This is a genomic window from Bifidobacterium sp. WK041_4_12 (assembly GCF_041080795.1).
Taxonomy (GTDB): Bacteria; Actinomycetota; Actinomycetes; order Actinomycetales; family Bifidobacteriaceae; genus Bombiscardovia; species Bombiscardovia aquikefiricola.
On record NZ_CP129674.1, the window covers coordinates 1,408,984 to 1,430,261 of the forward strand.

Annotated in this window: 14 protein-coding genes, 1 other RNA gene and 1 pseudogene; 9 read left to right on the forward strand and 7 right to left on the reverse strand. The window is 52.8% G+C overall.

Annotated elements, in window-relative coordinates; translation table 11 throughout:
- Both QN215_RS06050 and QN215_RS06055 read left to right on the forward strand, forming a co-directional pair.
- The gene (locus QN215_RS06050) at positions 1-1,245 is read left to right on the forward strand and encodes a carboxylate--amine ligase (protein ID WP_369343442.1); all 1,245 of its coding nucleotides are present in this window, start codon (positions 1-3) and stop codon (positions 1,243-1,245) included.
- A complete protein-coding gene (locus QN215_RS06055) occupies positions 1,242-1,952 on the forward strand; it encodes an aspartate/glutamate racemase family protein (protein ID WP_369343443.1) in 711 nt (236 codons plus the stop codon). Before QN215_RS06050 ends, QN215_RS06055 begins: the two co-directional genes overlap by 4 nt.
- Before the next feature lie 175 nt (positions 1,953-2,127).
- Here QN215_RS06055 and smc read toward each other — a convergent pair whose 3' ends face one another.
- Together smc and QN215_RS06065 are read right to left on the reverse strand one after the other, a co-directional pair.
- Positions 2,128-5,724, reverse strand: coding sequence for a chromosome segregation protein SMC (smc, locus tag QN215_RS06060; protein WP_369343444.1), 3,597 nt, complete (start codon positions 5,722-5,724; stop codon positions 2,128-2,130).
- Entirely contained in the window at positions 5,724-7,145 is a 1,422-nt protein-coding gene (locus tag QN215_RS06065; RefSeq protein ID WP_369343445.1) for a folylpolyglutamate synthase/dihydrofolate synthase family protein, read from the reverse strand. The genes smc and QN215_RS06065 overlap by 1 nt, the downstream gene beginning before the upstream one ends.
- 196 nt (positions 7,146-7,341) lie before the next feature.
- Here QN215_RS06065 and QN215_RS06070 point away from each other — a divergent pair, with 196 nt between their 5' ends.
- From QN215_RS06070 to ssrA, 5 genes and pseudogenes are all read left to right on the forward strand, one after another.
- The gene (locus QN215_RS06070) at positions 7,342-8,925 is read left to right on the forward strand and encodes an aminopeptidase P family protein (protein WP_369343446.1); all 1,584 of its coding nucleotides are present in this window, start codon (positions 7,342-7,344) and stop codon (positions 8,923-8,925) included.
- A 94-nt stretch (positions 8,926-9,019) separates the two neighbouring features.
- Complete coding sequence (locus QN215_RS06075) at positions 9,020-9,532, forward strand: NUDIX domain-containing protein (protein WP_369343447.1); 513 nt, start codon at positions 9,020-9,022, stop codon at positions 9,530-9,532.
- Between the two features lie 160 nt (positions 9,533-9,692).
- Positions 9,693-10,922 carry an ROK family protein gene (locus tag QN215_RS06080; RefSeq protein ID WP_369343448.1) on the forward strand — a complete coding sequence of 410 codons (1,230 nt, stop codon included), beginning with the start codon at positions 9,693-9,695 and terminating at the stop codon, positions 10,920-10,922.
- 50 nt (positions 10,923-10,972) lie between these two features.
- Positions 10,973-11,581 (forward strand): annotated as a pseudogene (locus tag QN215_RS06085) (PfkB family carbohydrate kinase).
- 144 nt (positions 11,582-11,725) lie between these two features.
- Positions 11,726-12,123, forward strand: a transfer-messenger RNA (tmRNA) gene (gene ssrA, locus QN215_RS06090).
- Between the two features lie 359 nt (positions 12,124-12,482).
- Here ssrA and QN215_RS06095 read toward each other — a convergent pair.
- Positions 12,483-13,757: an aspartate aminotransferase family protein gene (locus tag QN215_RS06095; RefSeq protein ID WP_369343449.1), complete on the reverse strand. Its 1,275-nt coding sequence runs from the start codon at positions 13,755-13,757 to the stop codon at positions 12,483-12,485.
- Positions 13,758-13,824: 67 nt separating this feature from the next.
- A complete protein-coding gene (locus QN215_RS06100) occupies positions 13,825-15,081 on the reverse strand; it encodes a phosphotransferase enzyme family protein (RefSeq protein ID WP_369343450.1) in 1,257 nt (418 codons plus the stop codon).
- Positions 15,082-15,380: 299 nt separating this feature from the next.
- Here QN215_RS06100 and QN215_RS06105 point away from each other — a divergent pair, with 299 nt between their 5' ends.
- Positions 15,381-15,875 (forward strand): MarR family winged helix-turn-helix transcriptional regulator, encoded by a 495-nt coding sequence (locus QN215_RS06105; RefSeq protein WP_369343451.1) that lies wholly within the window; start codon positions 15,381-15,383, stop codon positions 15,873-15,875.
- A 376-nt stretch (positions 15,876-16,251) separates the two neighbouring features.
- On the forward strand, positions 16,252-17,580 hold the full coding sequence (locus tag QN215_RS06110; protein ID WP_369343452.1) for an MFS transporter: 1,329 nt from the start codon (positions 16,252-16,254) through the stop codon (positions 17,578-17,580).
- A gap of 184 nt (positions 17,581-17,764) precedes the next feature.
- Here the strand turns inward: QN215_RS06110 and QN215_RS06115 are convergent, their stop codons facing one another.
- From QN215_RS06115 to QN215_RS06125, 3 genes are all read right to left on the reverse strand, one after another.
- Positions 17,765-18,040 carry a hypothetical protein gene (locus tag QN215_RS06115; RefSeq protein WP_369343453.1) on the reverse strand — a complete coding sequence of 92 codons (276 nt, stop codon included), beginning with the start codon at positions 18,038-18,040 and terminating at the stop codon, positions 17,765-17,767.
- A gap of 304 nt (positions 18,041-18,344) precedes the next feature.
- Positions 18,345-20,648: an ATP-binding cassette domain-containing protein gene (locus QN215_RS06120; RefSeq protein ID WP_369343454.1), complete on the reverse strand. Its 2,304-nt coding sequence runs from the start codon at positions 20,646-20,648 to the stop codon at positions 18,345-18,347.
- Positions 20,645-21,004, reverse strand: coding sequence for a MarR family winged helix-turn-helix transcriptional regulator (locus QN215_RS06125; protein WP_369343455.1), 360 nt, complete (start codon positions 21,002-21,004; stop codon positions 20,645-20,647). Before QN215_RS06125 ends, QN215_RS06120 begins: the two co-directional genes overlap by 4 nt.
- Between the last annotated feature and the right edge of the window lie 274 nt (positions 21,005-21,278).

Genomic DNA, 21,278 nt, shown 5'->3' on the forward strand with positions numbered 1-21,278 from the left:
GTGAAAAAGTTTCAGCCATTTCTTCTCGGCAGTGACATCAATGTGTATGGCATGGCTCGTGCATTCCATGAGCAATATGGCATCGTTTCAAAGGCATATGCGCATTTCCAGCTTGCACCGACGAAATACAGCAGGATTGTCGATGTCACGATCGTTCCTCAATTCGATGAATTCGATGCTTTCAGGCACTATATGCTGCAGCTTGGCGCTGCGTTCAAGGCAGAGCACCCCGACACGGTTGCATTGCTTATTCCTTGCGGCGATGTGTATGCCAATCTGCTGAGCCAGTGTGGCGATGCGCTGCGCAAGTATTTTGTCTACAACACGCTCGATGACGATTTGAGCCACCGTCTGAGTAACAAGAGCAGCTTCTATCAGATTTGCGAGCAGTTCGACATTCCGCATCCACTCACCAAAACCGTCGATAAAGCCGACGTTGAGCGCGGCGAGTACCGCAATCTCCCCTTTGGTTTTCCAGTAGCCATGAAGCCTGCCAACAGTGTGGAATGGCTCGATATCGACTTCGAAGGTCGCAAGAAAGCCTTTATCCTCAACACTCCGGCAGAACTCGAAAAAGTCATCAAGCAGTCATACGAGGCTGGCTACAGCTCTGAAATGGTCATTCAGGACTTCATCCCGGGCGATGACGACCGCATGCGCGTTCTGAACGCCTATGTCGACCAGCATCATCGGGTTCGCATGATGTTTCTCGGTCATCCCCTGCTTGAAGATCCGACACCGATTGCAATAGGCAACTATGCTGCGATTCTACCAGACTACAACGAAGAGGTGTTTCGAAAGATAGCCGCATTCCTTGAAAAGATTCAGTACGAAGGCGTGGCCAACTTCGACATGAAGTTCGATGTGCGCGACCAGACATACAAGCTGTTTGAAATCAACCTGCGCCAGGGCAGAAGCAGCTACTTCGTGACACTGAATGGTTTCAATCTGGCCAAGTATTTCGTTGACGACCTGGTCGAAGACAGCGAATTCGATGGGCGTACCGTCTTTGGACGCGGCAGTAAGCTATGGCTTGAGATTCCGCGATCCATCTTTACGACCTACGTTGCCGACAATGCCGACAAGCGAGCCGCGCAGGAGATGCTGAAACGGGGCGACTGGGGCACTACCCTTGAATACTCTCATGACATGAATCCCTTGCGTTGGCTGCTCTTACGGCATATGTTCAATATTTACAAGAAGGGTTACAGGAAGTATTTCATCAAGAAGGCGGATAAGTCATGAAGCAATTCTTTGCAGTGATCGGCGGTATGGGCACACTCGCCACAGAAAGCTATATCCGGCTTGTCGATGAACTGACGCATGCTCACGAGGATCAGGAATTCCTCGATTACGTGGTGTTCAATGATTCAAGTGTCCCAGATCGCACGGAATTCATACTCGGCAACAGTGCAGACAGTCCATTCCCCTATATCGCCGACGACATCCGCAAGGCAACGGCCATCGGAGCTTCATTCATCACGCTCCCCTGCAATACGGCGCATTATTTCTTTGACGAACTTCAAGCCCTCACGCCGGTTCCCATCATTCACATGCCCAAAGTTGCGATTGAGCAGATGTCGAAGCTCTACCCTGCTTCCACGCATCCTCGCGTGGCTTTCATGGGCACGCGAGGCAGTCTGGTGTCTGGAATCTATAGCACGGCAGTCGAGGCAGCGGGCTACGAATTCGTTTCTCCTGACGAGACGATTCAAGAGAAGATCAGCTATTTGATCTATCACGATGTGAAAGAAACCGGCGATCTTAACAAGGAACGCTACGCTGAAGCCCTCGACGCCATGCTCACAGGTCTCAACTGCGATGTCGTCATACTGGGATGCACCGAACTGTCAGTGTTGAATGAGGCATTCCCGATGCCCCAGCTGCCCATAGTCGATGCGCAAGCCGTTTTGGCCGAAGAAACAGTGGTCCGCGCCAAACAACTACGCTAACTTCCCTCTCCATTCAGCATACGGCTCGTTCATTGTGAACTTGTCAAAGTATCAAAGCCGATAATCGTCAATTTTCGAAGGAAAATCGGGGCTATTTCGCGAAAATCTCGCTTGGATACTTTGACAAGTTCACAATGAGCAAAAGATCTGCGCATTTCGTGCGTGGTGAGGTGATTTAGCGTTCGATTTTCTGCGAAAAGACGGCAGTGACGCCGTCATCGCGCATGGTTATGCCGTACAGCGCATCGGCAATGCTCATCGTGCGCTGCTGATGGGTGATGACGATGAGCTGCGCGTGCGAGCGCAAGTCTTGCAGCGCGTTGAGCAGTCTCGTGAGGTTCACGTCATCGAGAGCGGCCTCGACTTCATCCATGACATAGAACGGGCTCGGACGTGCTGTGAAGATTGCGAAGAGCAGTGCAAGCGCCGTCAGGGAACGTTCTCCACCAGAAAGCAGCGAAAGCTGCTTGACTCGTTTTCCTGCCGGGCTTGCTTCGACGATCACGCCTGTATGCAGCAGATCGTCAGGATCCTCCAAGCGCAGACGTCCTGTTCCACCAGGGAACAGGGTGCTGAACACCTTGGTGAAGGCTTGGGCCGTATCGTCAAACGCGGTTCGGAACACGTCCATCATCGTCGTGTCAAGATTCTTTACCAAGCTCATCAGATCATCGCGAGACTGCGTCACATCGTTGCGCTGCTTGTTAAGGAATGCGTTGCGCGATTCCAATGACTCATATTCCTCGGCGGCCAACGGATTCACCTTGCCCAGCTTCGTCAAATCACGGCGAGCCTTCTCAAGCCTTGACTGCTGCTGCTCACGAGAATATGGAACAGTCTGGATACCTTCATCGGTTGAAACAGGCTTGCCGGTTTCATCGAGCACCGGAACCGGCTTGTCAGGTCCAAATCCACTGACGAGTTCATCAAGGTTCAATCCCAGAGTGTCGGAAACCTTTTGCGTAAGCTGGCCGAATTCAGTCGCCAGACGTTCTCGTTCAATGTCAAGAGCATGTTCCTGCTGCTGCAATGCAGCAACCTTAGGCTCCATGCCATCTCTGCGCGCACGCAGATCCTTCAATTGAGCATCGTGCTTGGACACTTCGGACTGCAAGGCGTCGCGCTTCTTCTGAGCGGCTGAAAGAGCAGACTCCACTAGCTTGATGACATGCTGCGCTGCATGGGCAACGGCAGATGACCTGTCGGCCTGCTTTTGTAGGGCTGCATTGTTGCGCTGAATGCGCTCTCGACGTTCGTCAGCGGACTTTGCATTGTCCCGAAGCATCTGTGATTGCCGCGTCAATGATTCTGCCTTCGAAACGGCTTCGTTCCACGCTATCTTCGCAGCAACCTCCTGCTCGCGCGTTGTTGCAAGGGACGCTTCGAGCGACTTTTCGCGCAGCCCGAGTTCATCGAAGCTTGTTTGAGCATCTGACGAATGTTCTGCCTCATTCAAGGTTTCTTGCAGATCATCCAGCTTGATTTCATGATTGTGCGCGTCTTCGCGAGCCTGGCTGCATTTCGCCTGAGCTTCGTGGATTTGATGCTCGATTTGCGTGATGCGACGTTGCAAGTCGTTCACTGATTCACGCATCTGCTTCAATCGGAGCTGAATCTCGGTGCGCTTGTTCCGCAGGGATTCCAAGCTTGAACGCGCCGAGCTATGCTCGGCACTCAGATGCTTCACCGATGTGGTGAGCTCTTCGAGCGTTGCATTCATGTCGTGAACCTGTTTCAAGGCAGCATCACGTCTCGAAACCAGCGAAAGATCGCTTTGTGAAAGTGAGGAGCCGCCTGATGCGCCCACGGCGTTCACGACGTCACCATCAACGGTGACCGCCTGCTGCCAACCCTCTCGAATCGCCGATCGTGCCTGTTCGAGCGAATCGACTGCGGCAATATCAGCCAGCAGTATCCTCACCGAATGCAAAACCGACAATGATATCTGGCTGTCGGCTTCGATGGATTCCCTGACCGAAACGTATTGTGCAAGCGAGGTGCATCCAGACTGACGCGCATGCGCATTCGTCGCATCGACATCGTTCGAGCCCTTGCTGCTTTCAAACCCTGAACTTGGGGACATCAGCACAGCCTTCCCCAGGTTATGGTCACGGACATGCTGGAGGGCGCGTTCAATCTGCTGCATGTCAGGCACGATCACGGCGTTGGCGAACACGTTCAAGGCGTGAGCGACCGGCTCTTCCCAACCGGGCTGCACATGAATGAAATCGGCAAGCTTCCCCATCACATCGATGGCTTCATCCTTTTCCAAGGCACCAGACGCATTGCGGCTCTCCAGAGTATCATCGAGCGCATCCGCCTTGGCCTGCAACGAGATTATCCGACCATTGATCTTTCGTTGCCGCTCATTGGTCTCGTTAAGCTGAAGACCCACTGCCTCGTAAGCTTTCTGAGCCGCGGCAAGCTGATCGTCAAGATCCTGCGCATCCATCTGCTCGCTTTGTGCAAGCATCTCGGCATGTCTGGCTTCAAGATCGCCCAACTGATGGCGCAGATTGCCGACCTGACCTTCAAAATCCTTGCCTCGACTCTGCGAGAGCTGCAACGCCGACTGTTCGCGGGCAACCATCTCACGCAGCTTCGACAGCTGGCGTTCACGCTGCTGCGTCGACTGTCGAAGCTCATTCAAGGTCTGACGGACCGAAGCGAGGTGCTTTTCGAATCCTGCGCGTTCTTCGGTGCTTCGATCAAAGGTCAGGCGAGCGGCATCGGTCAAGAGCTTCTGATGCTTTCCCTGCTGGTCGAGTTCATCAGCTCTGCTGCGTAACATCCCGGGATCATCGCCATTGGCCTGCTGAAATCTTCCCAGTGCGGATTCACTGCGTTCCTGTGCCAAGGCCTTCAAGGAGCGCAGCCTCTCCTGCACTCTGGTGAGCTCGTTGAACCCGTCATTCAGCTCCCGCATTTCAGGACTTGAAGCCGTGCTCTGGCTCTCAATCTGCTCAATCTGCGACTTGATGGTGACCAGTTCGCGCTGCTGCGCTGCAAGTGTCCCGCGTGCCTTGGTCAGTTCAGCCCTCACCGTATCCCGACGTGAACCGAGAGTGACGGCATCCTCCGCCAAAAGTCTGGCCTGTGCGTCGCGCAATGCTATCTGAATGCCATCGGCACGCCGTGAAATCTTCGCCTGTCGTCCCAAAGGCCCGAGCTGACGGTGAATTTCACTCACCAGATCATCGAGTCGAGACAGATTCGTCTCGGTATTCGCCAGCTTGCGCAAGGCTCGCTCCTTGCGCTTGCGATGCTTCAGGATGCCTGCTGCCTCTTCGATGAAAGCCCGGTGACCGGCAGGATCTGCTCTAAGAATCGAATCGAGCCTGCCCTGCCCGATGATGACGTGCATTTGCGAGCCCAGACCCGTGTCGCTCAGCAGTTCCTGAATGTCGAGCAGACGGCAGGACGTGCCGTTAATCGCATATTCCGATCCGCCATTTCTGAAAATCGTACGAGTGATCGTCACTTCGGAATATTCGATGTCCAGAGCATGATCGGTATTGTCAATCGTCAGACTGACCTGCGCACGGCCGAGTGGGGCACGTGCGGACGTGCCGGCAAAGATCACATCCTCCATCGACGTGCCCCGCAAGGTCTTTGCACCCTGCTCCCCCATGACCCATGCGAGAGCGTCAACGATATTCGACTTTCCTGAACCGTTGGGTCCCACGACAGCCGTGATTCCCGGCTCGAAGCGTAAGGTCGTCGCCGATGCGAAGGATTTGAAACCTCGTAGACTCAGATCCTTCAGATACATTACGCTCTCTCCGCCTTCGGTTTCTTCAATTCAGGATTGTCATGCTCTCTGAGGAGGATGCGGGCATCGCCTGCGGTGACGAAGCTGCCGCAAATCAGCACGCCCCGCCCATATCCGACGCCGAGCTCGTCTTCGCTATCTACCAGATTGACGGCTTTCTGAATAGCATCGGTGAGCATGTCCTGACGAATCACGCGGTCGCGGCCAAACACGTTGACGGCTATTTTCTCAAGCTCCTCTGCCGGCATGACACGATCACGCCATGAATTCTCGGTGACGATTATCTGACTGAGTATGGGCTCCAATATTCCGAGGAATTCCTCGACCTGCTTGTCCTTCATCATCGCGACCACGCCAACAAGCTGCTCGAAATGATAGCTTTCTTCTATCGCATCTCTTAAGGCCACTGCCGCATTCACATTATGGCCGCCATCGAGAATGATCGTCGGCGAATTGCGAATCTGTTCGATTCGACCTGGAATCTTGACGCTGCCAAGGGCTTCGGCTACCAGATCACCGTCAAGCGCACCATTGACAGGCAGCACGACTTCTGCAGCGGCGAGCGCTTCCAAGGCATTATGAGCCTGGTGCTTGCCGAACTTGGCAATCGGCACCTGTTCGTAGCGGCCGTTGGGAGTCACCAGGGTGGCGACCTGACCACCGACGGCAGGCATGCGTGATTCAACGCTCATTTCCTTGCCGTCACGAATCAGCTCACGCGCCTGATTCTTCGTGAATGCCTCTTCGATGATCGGCATGACCTTCTCTGCATGAGGTTGTGGGCCTATGACGACCGTTGAATCTTTCTTGATGATTCCAGCCTTTTCGGTGGCAATCTCCTCCACGGTATTGCCAAGCCACTGCATATGGTCCATGTCGACTGGCCCGATGATTGAAACGTCCCCATCAAGCACGTTTGTGGCATCCCACAATCCACCCATGCCGACTTCGATGACCGCCACGTCAACGGGAGCATCGGCAAACGCCCATATTGCCATGGTCGTCAACACCTCGAAGAAGCTCATCTTCGGGCCTCCACGCTTGACGGATTCGGCATCGACGATATCGATGAAATCCTTGACTTGGTTATACACGTCGATGAATCTATTGTCGGAGAGCTGCTGACCATTCACGCTGATCCGTTCGGTGATCTTCTGCAAATGCGGTGACGTATACAGGCCGGTGCTCAGACCATAGGTACGTACGATGGTTTCGACCATGCGGGCCGTCGATCCCTTGCCGTTGGTGCCGGTGATGTGCACGATGCGGAAGGACTTTTCAGGATGACCGAGAAGATCGAGAATCATCTTCATGCGGTCGAGATTGAGATTGGTCGTGTTATGTTCGGGAGGACGCTGCATAATCAGCCTCTGAACATCCTGTAGGCTTTCTCCGCCTTTATTTGGTTCTTCTAATGACAAGTCACGCCTTCTATCTCGTCTTTCTTTCCCCACGCAAGGGCCACTCGACCATTGTAAACGACGCGTGATACGGGTTTGAGGGTTATTGCATGCTCAGAGACGAACACGGTCATCGAAGGCCTCTGTAATCGTTCATGGGTAAGATGGAATGCGTTATTGGGGAACCGAGACGGCCCTGGTCGGTCGAAGGAGAATCATGTCGGAAGTGGAAGAGTTGAAAGCGTTGAATTCCAGCGAAGAAGCGGATAGCGACGATAGTCCAAACATTGAAAGTCGTATCAATAATCGGACATTGAGTCCCTCTTCTGCGAATTTCAAGAAGTTCATGACCACTGGGTGGGGCGAGGAAGACCAGCATGTCACGCCGCTGGAATCAAGCAAGTTCACTGCAAGAAGGCTTGAGGCGCTGGGTCACAGATTCCCGGGAGACCGCATCGTCATCCCTGCCGGCATGCCGAAAGTCCGCAACAATGACTGCGACTATGCGTTCCGTCCCGATACGACCTTTGCCTATTACACCGGTCTTGGAGAGGATCTGGAACCAGGTGCGGTCTTGGTCCTGAACCCCGTCGCGCCGGGATCGGCCGATGCCAAGGCTGGGAAAACCCATGTTCCTGAACTCTTTGTCCATCCTCGCGCCGACCAGAGTACCGAGGATTATTACCGGTCCTCGCAATATGGCGAATACTGGGTCGGATCTCGCGCAGGCATCGAAGAGCTTGGCATCATGACCGGCATTGAAACGCATGACATCGCGCAGCTTTCCGATGCGCTTTCCAAGGATGTAGGCACCGAACAGAGCGCCGTTCGTTTGCGGGTGGTACGTGAGGCCGATGCCGATGTGACCAATCTGGTACAGTCCATCCGCCGCACCCACGGCTTTGGCGATCCGGACAATAACCGTCTGGTCGATGGCAAGCTGCATGAGTTCGCCGCCGAAGCGCGCATGCTTAAGGATGCCTATGAAGTCGGCGAAATGCGTAAGGCCATTGCAGCGACGAAGGATGGTTTCGATCGCATGCTCACACGTCTGCCTCAGGTCAAGGACACGACACGTTCCGAAAGGAAGCTTGAAGGCGCGTTCAATGCCGTTGCTCGCGAAGAGGGCAATACCGTTGGCTATGACACCATTGTCGCCTCTGGCAGTAACGCACCGATTCTGCATTGGATGCGCAACACGGGTGATGTCTCTTCCGGAGATCTGCTTCTGATCGACGCGGGAGTAGAGGTGACAAGCCTGTATACGGCAGATATCACGAGGACTTTCCCCGTTTCAGGCAAGTTCACGCCCTTGCAGCGCAAACTCTACGAAACCGTGCTGAAGGCGCAGCAGGCTGGATTCGAAGCGGCACGACCTGGAGCGACGTATTCAAACATTCACCATGCCGTCATGAGGGTGCTGGCGCAGGCCCTCCACGATTGGGGCATTCTCAAGGTAAGCGTCGAAGAGGCGCTCAGCCCTGAAGGTCAGCAGCACCGTCGTTGGCACGCCTGCGGATGTGCGCATCATCTTGGATTGGACGTTCATGACTGCGCGCAGGCAAGATATGAGTCATATCAGGACGCGCCCATCACTCCGGGAATGATCTTCACGATTGAACCCGGGCTCTATTTCAAGGATAATGATCTGCTCATCCCACCCGAATATCGCGGTATCGGCATTCGCATCGAAGATGACGTGCTGATGACCAAGAATGGTCCGGAATGGCTTTCGTCTGCCATTCCCAAGCAGGTCGACGATGTCGAGGCATGGATGGCGCAGCAGGCACGGAAGGCTTGAGTCGGCGCTTCCGTGGCAATATCGGGATGATACATACCTATGCTGATAAACAAGAATGACGATAGGCACCTTTAACAATAGACAGGGAGTAGATATGGCAACACCAGAGTTCATTCTCAAACTGCGTAAGAAAATAGGTCACGACCCTCTGTGGCTTATTGGGATCACGGCATATGTCCAGTCTCAGGACGGCAGAATATTGCTGGGCAGACGCAGCGATACGGGCGAATGGGCCCTGGTGTATGGCATCAATGAACCGGGTGAAGAACCTGCAGATACCGTAGTGCGAGAGGTCAAGGAGGAAACTGGCATCGACGCAGTTCCCACGGAGCTCGCATCGATCAAGTCGTCCAGCCGCATGCTGACCTACGCCAATGGCGATCAGGCTCAATACATGGACTTGCTGTTTATATGCACCCTCAAGGATGGCGGAAACGCAGAACCGTACGTTGGAGATGAAGAGAGTCTTCAGATTGGATGGTTCAGTCCAAACGAATTGCCCCAACCGCTTGCAAAAACAACGGTCGAGAGGCTCGTCTACGTGCAGAAATTCAAAAATCGCTCCCAAGTCGGCAACAATGCCGCGCTTTTTACTCACAATCTCTGATTATTGTGTTCATTGTGAACTTGTCTGAGTAGAAACACTGAAAATTGGCATTCTGGCGTTGTGATAAAAGGAATTCTTGCTCTGTATACTTCGCAATGTTCACAATGAACGCTATCTGCCCCGAAAGTGACACCGTTGTCTCGCCCCTAAGGAGTACGCAATGAAGCACGCTGCATCCGAAGGCACTCCTTCATCGATGTCTGAGTTGAATCGATCCCGAATCATTGACTTTCTCTTCCATCATGGCGTAAGCTCCCGAGCCCAGATTGCCAAGGCCACCGGGCTTACCGCGGCAGCGATCACCAAAATAACGGCACGCCTCATCGATTATGGCGTAATCATCGAAACAGGCACTATGGAAGGTGCGTTGAACCGTCGCTCCATCGGATTGAAATTCAATGATTCCCAATACCAGGTCATAGCAGTGAAATTTGCTCGAAGTCTGGTACAGATCGGCATCTTTGACTTGAGCGGGCACTCCACTGCCATCCATGATTTTCCATCTGTCAATAACGAAGACGTTGTCGATATTGTTTCGCAGGTCAAGGAGTTTATCAATCGTGCTATTGAAACGAATCCGGCAATCGTGGCCGTTGGCATGGCGGTTCCTGGACCCTATCTAGCAGATGAAGGCAGAATCATCTCGGTCACCAGCATGCAGATGTGGAAAGAGATCAATTTCAAGGATGAATTTACCCAGACTTTCGCCGTCCCCACATTCATCGAGCACGACGCCCGATCAGGAGCACTGGCCCAAAGCCTCTTCGGCATGCACACTGATGAGAACTCACTTGCCTACTTTTTGATTGGTGAGGGCGTTGGGGCCGGAGTCATCGACCGCGACAATCTGATTTCCGGATCGCGCGGTGTTGCAACGGAAATCGGGCATGTGAGCATCGATGTCAATGGCCGACCATGTGAATGCGGCAATGTAGGATGCCTGGAACGCTACTGCTCGACTGGTGCGGTCAAGGCAATGCTACAGGAACCCGGCAATGAGGGAATCGTTGAGGATCTCGAAGCACTTCTGCCCAGGGAAGCGTGTAAACGCCTGTTCCAGAAGTCTGATGCAGGCGATGCGGAGGCGCAGCGGATAGTGCGCGAAATTGCACGCTACGTCGCCTATGGCTGCATCAATATCATCTACGGTTACAATCCCGGCCAAATCATCATCGGCGACATTATTGCCGAGGCTGGCAACACCTTGCTTGACGAGGTCAGAAGAATCGTTGCTGAGCGAGTACTGCCCGATCTCATGAAGAGCACAGCAATCGAGCTTTCAGACCTGCCCACCGATGCAACCCTGAGCGGCGCAGCAGCAGTTGCGGCAAGTCAATTCTTGCGAAACCCTTCCCGATTTGTTGCCGGCATGGACAACCCAAGGCAATGATTTCCAATCCAACGAATCAACATAGTCAACACCCGGTGAAAGGAACAACAATGAGCAAACCAATCGCCGTGAGCCTGGGAGAACTGCTGTGGGACATGTAGCCGAGCGGAAAACGCGCTGGGGGCGCCCCCGTGAACTTCAGCTATCATGCCACCAAGAATGGTGCCGATGGCTATGCGATCAGCGCCGTGGGCGAAGATGCGCTCGGCGATGAATTAATAGAAGCGCTTGCCGAAAGCGGCGTAAAGTCAATAGTTTAGCGCAATGCCTGGCCAACGAGCACGGTCGAGGTCAGTTTGAACGATGGCATACCCGGCACCTCGAATGAGGAAGCCTGCGACTGGTTCCTCCATCAATTCAAACTTGACTACGTAATTCTTACCGCAGGCTCGCAATTCAGTACCATCTTCAGTCATACAGGCGAATCATCAACGATTCCCACACCCCACGTGAGCGTGGTCGATACCGTTGGCGCAGGAGACTGCTTCTCTGGAACCTTTACCATCACCCTGTTGAAGGGCGCAAACCTGCATGATGCACATCGTGCGGCCGTCAATGCCGCAGCCTTTGTCTGCACGCAGCATGGTGCATGGCCCGAATATCCAGAAGTGATGCCAGACTTCCTTGCAGAAAGCGGCTACTCTGACGGCAAGCAGTGACAGCCCTTTGTATTTCAATCCTCACATGCATAGCTCAATTTCGGCTTGAAGCTTGGTTCAGGATCATTTTCGGAATAATGAAGCGTGTTGTGTTGTATAGTTAAATGTCCGACGGAATTTGTCGGGGTTTGATAATTTCATATTGGGGCTGATCGGTTTCGACGGTGACCTGTTCGTCGCAGGGAAGCGTGCCGAGAACGCGGGGGTCCACTCGTTAATGTCCTCCCGCAAACAACAAGTGCTAAATCTAATCGCACTGAGTTCGCTCTCGCTGCCTGAGCTTCGCGCCAGGAATAAACAGTGAGCAGCTGCTCCGTTCACTCCCCCTTGTCTTTGAGGGGATGCTGAGCGTCATTAAGAAGACTTGCCTGAATCATTGTGCTACAGGGTGATTCGGGGACTTTTACTGTGGATATGCTCGTCAATGGTTGTCTGCGACATCGTTGAGAGCAGATAAATTGCCACAAGGCCAGCAGACTACGCACGTAGAATTCTGAGGGTACGGTCATCGGACCCGGGTTCAATTCCCGGCAGCTCCACGAGTACATCAAGGGTCACCCCGCTTGGGGTGGCCTTTTTTGTTGCAAGGGTATGCGTTTCAGGTTATTTTGACATGATGTGTAGCATGGGTTGTAGGCGGTTTTGACCGGTTTAATAGGACATCTAATAGGACGACTAATAGGACAGATTGGTGTATGACGCTGACTGTGCTTTCGCATGAGAGCGCTATCATCCATGCAACTTGGACAGGTCTGATCGGTACAATCGTCGATACCGAGATTCCATGACTTCATTGACACGCATTCCAGCGACCCTGGATAGGATGCTGCGGATAGGATGCTGCGGATAGGATGCTGCTGTTGCAATGGTTGAACGATTCACGCATGTCAACGAAGATTCGTCAGTCCTGCACGCCGAGCATGGCAGCGGCCTGACTCAGTGACACATCCAACGCATCGAGCACCTTGTTGGCCATGTCATCGTTCATCAGCAAACCTGCCTTGAACTGCAGCACCCGCTGATCAAAGTTGGCTCGCATTGCCCACACCCCATTGCGGTAGAGCGCGGCCATCAGTGCGCTCGAACCTTCAGGATGGGTAGTGACAAGCCCCATGATCACGCCACGCTGCCGCACATCTGCAAGAAAACGATGACGAGACTGAATGTCTTGCAAACGCTTCGCGAACAGTTCGCTCAACTGATGCACGTTGCTTCTCGTGGAATCTCGTGAGGTGATTTCAAGAACTTTGCTTCCTACATAGCAGCCGAGCTCGGAAGTGCTGAACGAGGTGGTCTGTGCGAAGCCGTCATCCTTCAGCCATTGTCCGGCGCGGTCATTCATAATAACTGCGCTTATGGGGTAATACCCCCCTGATAGACCTTTGCCAGTAACGATCATGTCCGGTTGAGCACCGTATCCGACGGAACACCACATCGTGCCGCTGCGCATGAGACCGGTCTGCACTTCATCCGCGATATACAGCGCTCCATAGCGATGAGCCAGTTCGGTGACGGCCTTGAAGTAGCCTTCATGGGGAATGGGGAAGCCCGCTGTGGCGGGCAGGCTCTCCAACAGCACGCAGGCGGTGTCGTTCAGGCGCAGTATCTCTTCAAGCTGGTTGAGATCGTCATAATCTACCTGGCTGAACTCGTCCGGGTCCGGCTTCGAATTGAAGAATGCTGCAAAATCCTGAGACCCTGCCTGCATGGCAAACCCCGTTGCTCCGTGGAAGCATCCGTGCACGGTGATGACCCGCTTGCGGCCCGTGGCATGACGCGCAAACTTGATGGCTGAATCAATGGATTCGCCACCGCCTGTATTGACATTCACATAGCGCATGTAATCGGGAGAGATCTTCAGAAGGGCTTCTACGAAATCCATTTTGACGCGGGAGGGGAAATAATGATTTCCCGCATCATACTGTTCCGATCCTTCGATAAGGGCTTGACGAACCTCAGGATTGCAGTGACCTAGGTTGAAGACTCCCCCGTTGATGTGCATGTTGATGATCGTGCGACCGGATGCGAGGTCTTCAAATTCGTATCCGTGCCGCGGTCCGAGCACAATCTCAAGCCCATACTTACGAAATATATCCACTCGTGAGGGATTCCATTCCTCATAAGCCTGGTCATAGATGGCAGCGGTTGCCTGCCTGGAAAGGGTATTGTGATTCATGCTATTGCTCCTGTCAGTGTGTTGACAACGAATGGGATTCGAGTTGACGAATCCTTGAGGGATGATTTCAACGGTAGTGTCGCACGTATTTTCTAGCCAGTATTGCGGTGCCCTTGCCAACGAATGCGACAAGCTCTGGTGTGATGGAAGTCGCCTCGTTGCTCCCTGGATCCGCATTGGTCATGTGATACAGCAATGATTCAAACAGACCGATTCTACGGATCATGATGAAGGTAGGAATTTCGCGCTCCTCCTGCTCGTCAAGCGGGAATACGGTGCGGTATCCTCTCACGATCGCATTCAACACGGCAGGCAGATCGGGTCGATGTTCCATGAATCCGACAATGCCGGCAATGTCTGTCATGTACCATCCCATGCCACAGTCGTCAAAATCCAATACTGCGAGATCGCCGTCGTCGTCGAGCAGGTTTGCGGGACGCAGATCGCTATGGATGAGGCCATAGCGTTCGGGCGATGTGCCAAAAGCTTCCAGCCGCTGCTTCATAAGATCGCGGCAGCGGTCAATCGCTTCTATATCGTGTCTACTGAGCGTGCTGTCAATGTCCCAGTAATGGCTTCCATAGTAGTTGTTCCACTGTTCTCCGAAGGTTGCGCTCCAGTTCCATTCGATGCGGTGTGCGATGCTTTCACGATGGGTCGCGGTCCATGTCAGGGAATCACGACGTAGAATCGCTGCGACTGCACCAATGGAGTGATATAACTGTTCATCCTGCGGTGACAGGGTCGTTGCATTGCCCTCAAGCTTCGTCGTAAGGTTGAATTTCCCTCGTGTGCCGATGCTGTCGTACAGCATGGCGGCGGCCCGAGTGAGCGGAATAGTCACCGATTCAGGTATCGATGCGAGTCTGAGCATCAAGGTGCTGAGTGATTCTGTGTCATCCGTAGAATCGCGTGGTGCCTTTCCCGTCACGAACGTGAAGCAGACCACGTTGCGCTGAGCAGCGATGTCTGGGCAGTCGATGCATTGTATGCAATTGCCGTCAAGTCCGGGAATCGGAGTGGCAAGGCGCAGCTGAGTAGCCTTGCGAAGTTCTTCAATCCATTGGAGCTCTACCTGTATTGAGTCGCGTTGCGCGTAGTCCAGGCGATGTACACGCATGACGAAGCGAGAGTCATGCGCTGTCCCGTTAGCATGACAGTCGATCCGAAATGTGGCGTTCTCGGTGAGGTTGAGGAGCTTGATATCACATGATTGCGCGTCGTATCCCCAACGAGACAACGCTCGGGAGGCGACGTCGAAGAAATGAGCCTTCTGACGCTCCAATGGCAGTTCGTTGAAATGCAGTTGTGCTGCCGATATCATAGGGCCTCCTAGAAACCGTTATGATGAGTCACACGTTGAGCCGTCACCATTGCGGAGAACACACAACATATCATCCTATTAGATTGCATACAATTTATAATAAAGCTGACATGGGTCCCTTCGATATCATCGCTGTGAACGAGGGGTTACAAAGCTGTCAGGCAACGCCGCAATGACACGTTGGCACAGCGAATCCAAGACACAGTTGGCCCAAACACAGTTGGCCTAAAACACAGTGAATCCAGCAAAAGGCACCCTTTACGTACTATTGGTATGGAAAAAGCAGATGGAGCACACTCATGACGCACATGGACCCCTTCAACGAATTCGAGATTCTCGATGATCCACGGCAACTGCCTCGCTACATGTATATCTGCTCAAAAGAAATCATCAAGGCGTATACCCCTCACCTTGAACCACTGAATCTCACATATACGCAATACCTCACCATGATCGCACTGTGGGACGCACACGACGGGGGAAGCGACAATGGCAACGGAAGCAGAGGAAGCGGAGCTCCAAACGTGAAGGAGCTTGGAGCAACCCTTTACCTCGACTCGGGAACGCTTACTCCTTTGCTCAAGAAGCTCGAAGCACAGGGATTCATCACTCGTCTGCGGTCAAAGGTTGACGAGCGTAACGTCAACGTCGAACTGACCGACAAAGGCTTGGCGCTCCGTGCCAAAACAATAGGTATCTCAGGCCAGATTCTCGCAAGGGTGGGTCTGACTCAGAGCGAAGCCGTGGCTCTCTTCCGATTGCTGCGCAAGTCGCTGAAGAATCTTTCCGATTAACGAAGCTCGCCCTTAAACATCGCTTTTCGGTCCTTCATCCATATCGGAGCTACAGTCTTGGCGACACAGCAGCACAGCAGCACAGCAGCACAGCAGCCACAGCTAGTCGGCAATCTTGTAGGGCAGATTCAACGCTTTGGACGCTGCGGACGATGTTACGTCGCGGAAACACAGCGTGCTTTGTCGATGTCTTTCGTGTGTATACTCCAGTTTTACATCGCACACAATCATATTGAATTCGTGCGAATCGTGATCAGCGGGACTCCATCGCATTGCCTCGTCGTTCTCTTCGATGAATGCGCTGTCACCATCGTTATTGTCTGGTTTGCGATCTACGCGCAACACCGTGAAAACACAACGAAGGAGATGAGAGCGTATGACATCCAGAGCATATGAAACTGGCATTGACTCCGATCCGTCGACGGCCGCAATGTCTCATAATGCAACGACTCATAATGCAACGACTCATGATGCGGCGACCGCATCGGACACACCAATCTACGCGGTTTCACCGTATCGATGGGTTGTTCTGATCGCCGCAATACCGATGTTTGCCATCACACAGATGTTTTGGCTCACCTTCTCAACCATTTCCCCTCAGGCAACAGTCTTTTATCACACCACTCCCCTAGCCATTGCCTCACTATCGATGAGCTACATGGTAGCCTACATAGTGTTCTCCCTGCCGGCATCAATGCTGTGCGACCGAAAGGGCATCCGTGCATGCTTCACCCTGGCCGCCGTGTTGACATCGGTCTTCGCCATGACTCGCGGACTCCTATTTTGGAGCTTCCCGATGGTAGTCATCAGCCAATTAGGTTTGGCCATCGCCCAGCCATTCGTCATGAATCCCTTGACGAAGCTGGCCGCAAACTGGTTCCCTGTAAATCAGCGAGCCACGGTAACCGGCATCGGTTCCGTCGCAGGCTATGTGGGCATCGCCGTGGCAACCGCCACGACCCCAGCGCTGTATCAGGCAATGGGCATGGGAGGCATGCTCAAATCCATGGGGTACGTAGCCATACTATGTTCGCTGCTGCTCGTCGTGCTGATGAAGGAAGAGCCTAAGGTGCCTGCAGGCCCGAAGGCGCAACGCAACGGTCATTTTTCCCTTCGTGATGCCATGGCATTGCGACAAAACCACGACTACGTGCTGCTCCTTGTCACGGTCATGATCGCACTTGGGGTTTTCAACGCATTGCTTACCGCGATATCCGACATGTTCGTGTCGCATGGCATAGACAGCGATCAAAGTGGCATCATCGGCACGTCCATCATACTTGCAGGAATCATAGGTGGTGTGGTGCTTCCACTCGCCAGTGACCGAACGGGACACCGCAAGACGTTCATTGTGGTTTCAATGGCGATTGCAATTGTCGCCATCGCTGGGCTGTCCTATGCAAGCGCATATCCAGTGCTGGTGATTTGCGGCGCATTCGCTGGATTCTTCATCATGGGCGCAGGGCCGCTGATCTTTGAATACGGCACTGAGATCGCCTACCCGATACCAGAGAGCACATCATATGGTTTGCTCATGGGCTCCGGCCAAGTGACGGGCATTCTCTTCATTCTGCTGATGTATGGCCTTCAACTGCCGAACAAGTCGATGGTCATTCCACTGAGTGCGATGATCGCCCTGATGATTATTGCAGCTTTCGCCGCTGTGAGAGTTCGTGAATCGACATTGTTAACAGACAACCGTTAACAGACAACCATTTCGGCACAGACACCACGCGGTGACCTCCTACGTTCAACACATATCTCTGTTCGTATGAGAATTCAAATTTTCAATTCCAGTAGCACGCACAGCACCGATGAACGCATTGGCAGACATCGTATTCATATGCGTGTGCCGATGGAGACAGAGGCAGAAACCTTCACCTGATATGTTACTGTGCCCGTCGATGCTTGAAGATCAGGCGAATGATGGTGGCAACCACGAAGAGAGCGACATAGATACCCAACGCGATAAGGCTGTCCTTGTTGAAATGCATCCATATCGGTGGAGCTAAGAAGTGATGATGGTAAGGCGCAGCAAGACCAACTGTAGAATGCAGCACGAAAAATATGCCGTTCAACCACTGCACTGGTTCCATATAATCAGCCAACGTCATCTGCTCGCTGGGAGACGTGCCCGTAAAGTTCACGAACATGAACATCGACATTATCAGGAGATTCAGAGATATCGGCAATTTCCAAATTGGATCGATGATGTTGGGACCTAACACCATGAAGCATACAATCGCATCGCCCATCAGAAAGGCATAGGAACTCACTCCATACACGAAGCCGTGTCGTTTAAAAAATGCATACACTGTCGCCTGCACATGCTTCATCCTCTAGCCACACCACCCAACCGGTAATCACTACGCCCTTCATTCATGCCCTATAGTACTTCACCTCACACTGATGGGCCCACTCGCACACAGACAGACAAACAGCGTCAAGCAATGAACTGACAATCGTTGCTCATGACAGTGCAACCATTGCGCGGGACGATGCTGCGTGCGGCTCATTCCTGTAATAGGCTCGAAGCGCTTCAGCCGTGAAGGAATGCCCGTCCGCGATTAGCTGCTGTACCGGCCCTTCCGAGAGAATGCGCCCTCCCTGCTTCCCTGCACCGGGCCCAACATCGATAATCCAGTCGGCCTGTCCAATGAATCTCAGATTGTGCTCGATAACGACTACGGTGATACCACGTTTGTCGATGATTACCTTGAGCAGGTCGATGATCTGCTGGATGTTCGATTCATGCAAACCACTTGTCGGCTCGTCCAGAACCAATAGATCCGTTGTCTCGTTCATCAGGAGCTTGGCCAGTTTAAGACGTTGAAGTTCCCCTCCTGAAAGCGTGTTGAGCGACTGTCCGATCGACAGATATGGCAAGCCGACTTCCTGCAAGTGTCGCATGGCCGAACCCAGCGATTTCGGATAGAGGCGCTGAGCCTCTTGCGCAGTCAAGGCAAGTGCTTGAGCTATGTTGAGGCCACGATCACGATATTGCAAGGCCTGTTTGGAATATCGAACTCCGTCACATTCTTCGCATCGTGTCGAAGTCTCACCAAGATATGCAATATCAAGCGTTATCATCCCCTTGCCTTTGCATACAGGGCACCCACCTTTCCCATTGTATGAGAACATCGATGGTTCCTTATGCGTTGCTGACGCAAAATCATCACGCAGCATGTCAAAGACACCAAGATATGTTAGCAAATTCGAACGATTGGTTGCATGCACGGGTTTCTGGTCGAGCATGATGCCGTGATGCTGTCTGAGCAATCCTTCTGCGATGAGCGTGCTTTTCCCTGATCCAGCGACTCCAGTGACGACCGTGAGTCTGCGCTTCGGCAATCTTGCCGTCACATTATCGAGATTATGCTTCGTGACATTCGTAATCGTTATAAATTCATTGCTGGGGGCTGTCTGCTGCGACAGCATCCCAGGGTTCCTCAATGCTTGGCCAGTTTTCGTGTTGCTGGACAACAGTTCTGCATAGCTGCCTTGCATAGTTACTGTTCCGCCGTTCTTTCCACCTTCCGGCCCTAGATCGATGATATGGTCAGCAATCTTGATGAGGTCCGGATCGTGATCCACCATAACCAGCGTGTTTCCTTTATCTCGAAGGCCCTGAAAAATTTGAGCGACACCCGATAGGTCGTGTGGGTGAAGGCCGATGCTCGGCTCATCGAAGATATACAGGATGTCATTCAATGGACTGTTCAGAAAATTGGCCAACTTGAGTCGTTGAGTCTCACCGCCTGAAAGCGTCGTAGTCGTTCTATCAAGGCTGAGATATCCCAGACCGACTTCTATCAGGTTGGCAAGCTTTGCAGTCATCGCACCGACTATCACCTTCGAAGAACCTGCATTCAGACGATTTGCCCAGTCAAGTAGCCCCTGTATGCTCATTGAGCTGCAATCAGTGATGCTTGTCCCCTCAATTTTCGAAGACCTAGCCTTGTCGTTCAGACGGCTTCCTTTACAGGCTGGACAAGTTCCGATCTGCGAAATCCGTGCAATGTCCTTCTCATAAGCGTGTGAGTCACGATTCGTCATTGATTTTTCAATTGTTTTTTCAATTCGCGGAATAAGACCTTCATAGCTCGCGCTGCTATGCCATTGCGCCGAAGGATGCACAGGCTTCTGCTTTTTTCCGTGCAGCAGCAATTCCAACGAGGCAGCAGACCAGTCTTTGAGTGGCACATCATTGTTGAAAAATCCAGATTCCGTATATCTCGTCAGTCTCCAACCACCAGGCTGGAATGTAGGAAATCGCACAGCACCCTGATTCAACGACATCGACATGTCAAGAAGCGACTCGGGAGCAATATCTCTGACGAATCCCAGTCCCTGACACTTGGGGCACATGCCCGATGGAGTGTTGAAAGAGTATGCCATCGAATAACCGATGAAAGGCTTGGCCATCCTCGAGAAAAGAAGACGCAGTGAGGTATAGAGATCGCTGTAGGTCCCGACGGTAGAACGTGCGTTGCCACCTATGGGTTTTTGTCCGACCACCAAGGAGAAAGGCACATGTTCCATGCGACCAACCGAGGGAGCCGGATACTTCGGCAATAGCTGCTGAACGTACGCGCTGTATGACGCGTTCACGCTTCGTTGAGACTGCGCAGCAAGTGTCGAGAAGACAAGCGAGGACTTGCCGGAACCAGAGACGCCAGTGACTGCCGTGATCTTATGCTTGGGAATTGTTACCGTAATATCCTTAAGATTGTTGGTGGTCGCATGTTCGATCAGAATGTCACGACGATTCATTGAGCAACCCTGTCCTTGCGAAGCGCATCGATCAGCTTCTGCGACAGAACTTCAAACTGAGACTGCTCACTCTCCGACCAAACAGATCGTGCAACATCCACAAGCTCTTGATGCTGCTGATCAACCTCGTGCATAAATGTTTGGCCGAGCTTGGATAAGGTCGTCTGCAGCTCTCTTCTATCATCCGAGCCCGGCATCTGCTCGACATAGCCCAACGCTTTCAGCACACCGAGATTCTTCGAAAGCTTCGAACGCGCAATGCCTAAGCGTCTGCTGAGCACAGAGGGCAGGAATGGATCATCTCGCAATGCGAACAAGATGTCATATTGCAGCCACGTGACCCGCTGCGGATTCACTCGATTCCTTTCAGCGACAAACTCACACTGCAACAGCATAAGAGACTTTTCGAATGAGGAGATAGACGGATTTATTGATTTCATATGAGAAACTATATCATAGCGGAAACTATATCTGCTTCTGTGTCGAGCTGCGCACGACATACATCCACACGCATCATGCACCGTTGAATCAGGGCCTCGTTAGCCATGAATTCATCTCTACGACATGTCGTCGTCGTGGTGACATCCTATCGTGAAATGAGTCTATTCCTCGAACGCCATGATAGAAAGT

Coding starts and splice junctions, on each gene's coding strand:
- QN215_RS06115 (WP_369343453.1), bottom strand. CDS start 18,040: ATGTCGATGTTCATGTTCGTGAACTTTACGGGCACGTCTCCCAGCGAG.
- QN215_RS06100 (WP_369343450.1), bottom strand. CDS start 15,081: ATGATATCGGCAGCACAACTGCATTTCAACGAACTGCCATTGGAGCGT.
- QN215_RS06105 (WP_369343451.1), top strand. CDS start 15,381: ATGACGCACATGGACCCCTTCAACGAATTCGAGATTCTCGATGATCCA.
- QN215_RS06070 (WP_369343446.1), top strand. CDS start 7,342: ATGTCGGAAGTGGAAGAGTTGAAAGCGTTGAATTCCAGCGAAGAAGCG.
- QN215_RS06055 (WP_369343443.1), top strand. CDS start 1,242: ATGAAGCAATTCTTTGCAGTGATCGGCGGTATGGGCACACTCGCCACA.
- QN215_RS06075 (WP_369343447.1), top strand. CDS start 9,020: ATGGCAACACCAGAGTTCATTCTCAAACTGCGTAAGAAAATAGGTCAC.
- QN215_RS06080 (WP_369343448.1), top strand. CDS start 9,693: ATGAAGCACGCTGCATCCGAAGGCACTCCTTCATCGATGTCTGAGTTG.
- QN215_RS06120 (WP_369343454.1), bottom strand. CDS start 20,648: ATGAATCGTCGTGACATTCTGATCGAACATGCGACCACCAACAATCTT.
- smc (WP_369343444.1), bottom strand. CDS start 5,724: ATGTATCTGAAGGATCTGAGTCTACGAGGTTTCAAATCCTTCGCATCG.
- QN215_RS06110 (WP_369343452.1), top strand. CDS start 16,252: ATGACATCCAGAGCATATGAAACTGGCATTGACTCCGATCCGTCGACG.
- QN215_RS06095 (WP_369343449.1), bottom strand. CDS start 13,757: ATGAATCACAATACCCTTTCCAGGCAGGCAACCGCTGCCATCTATGAC.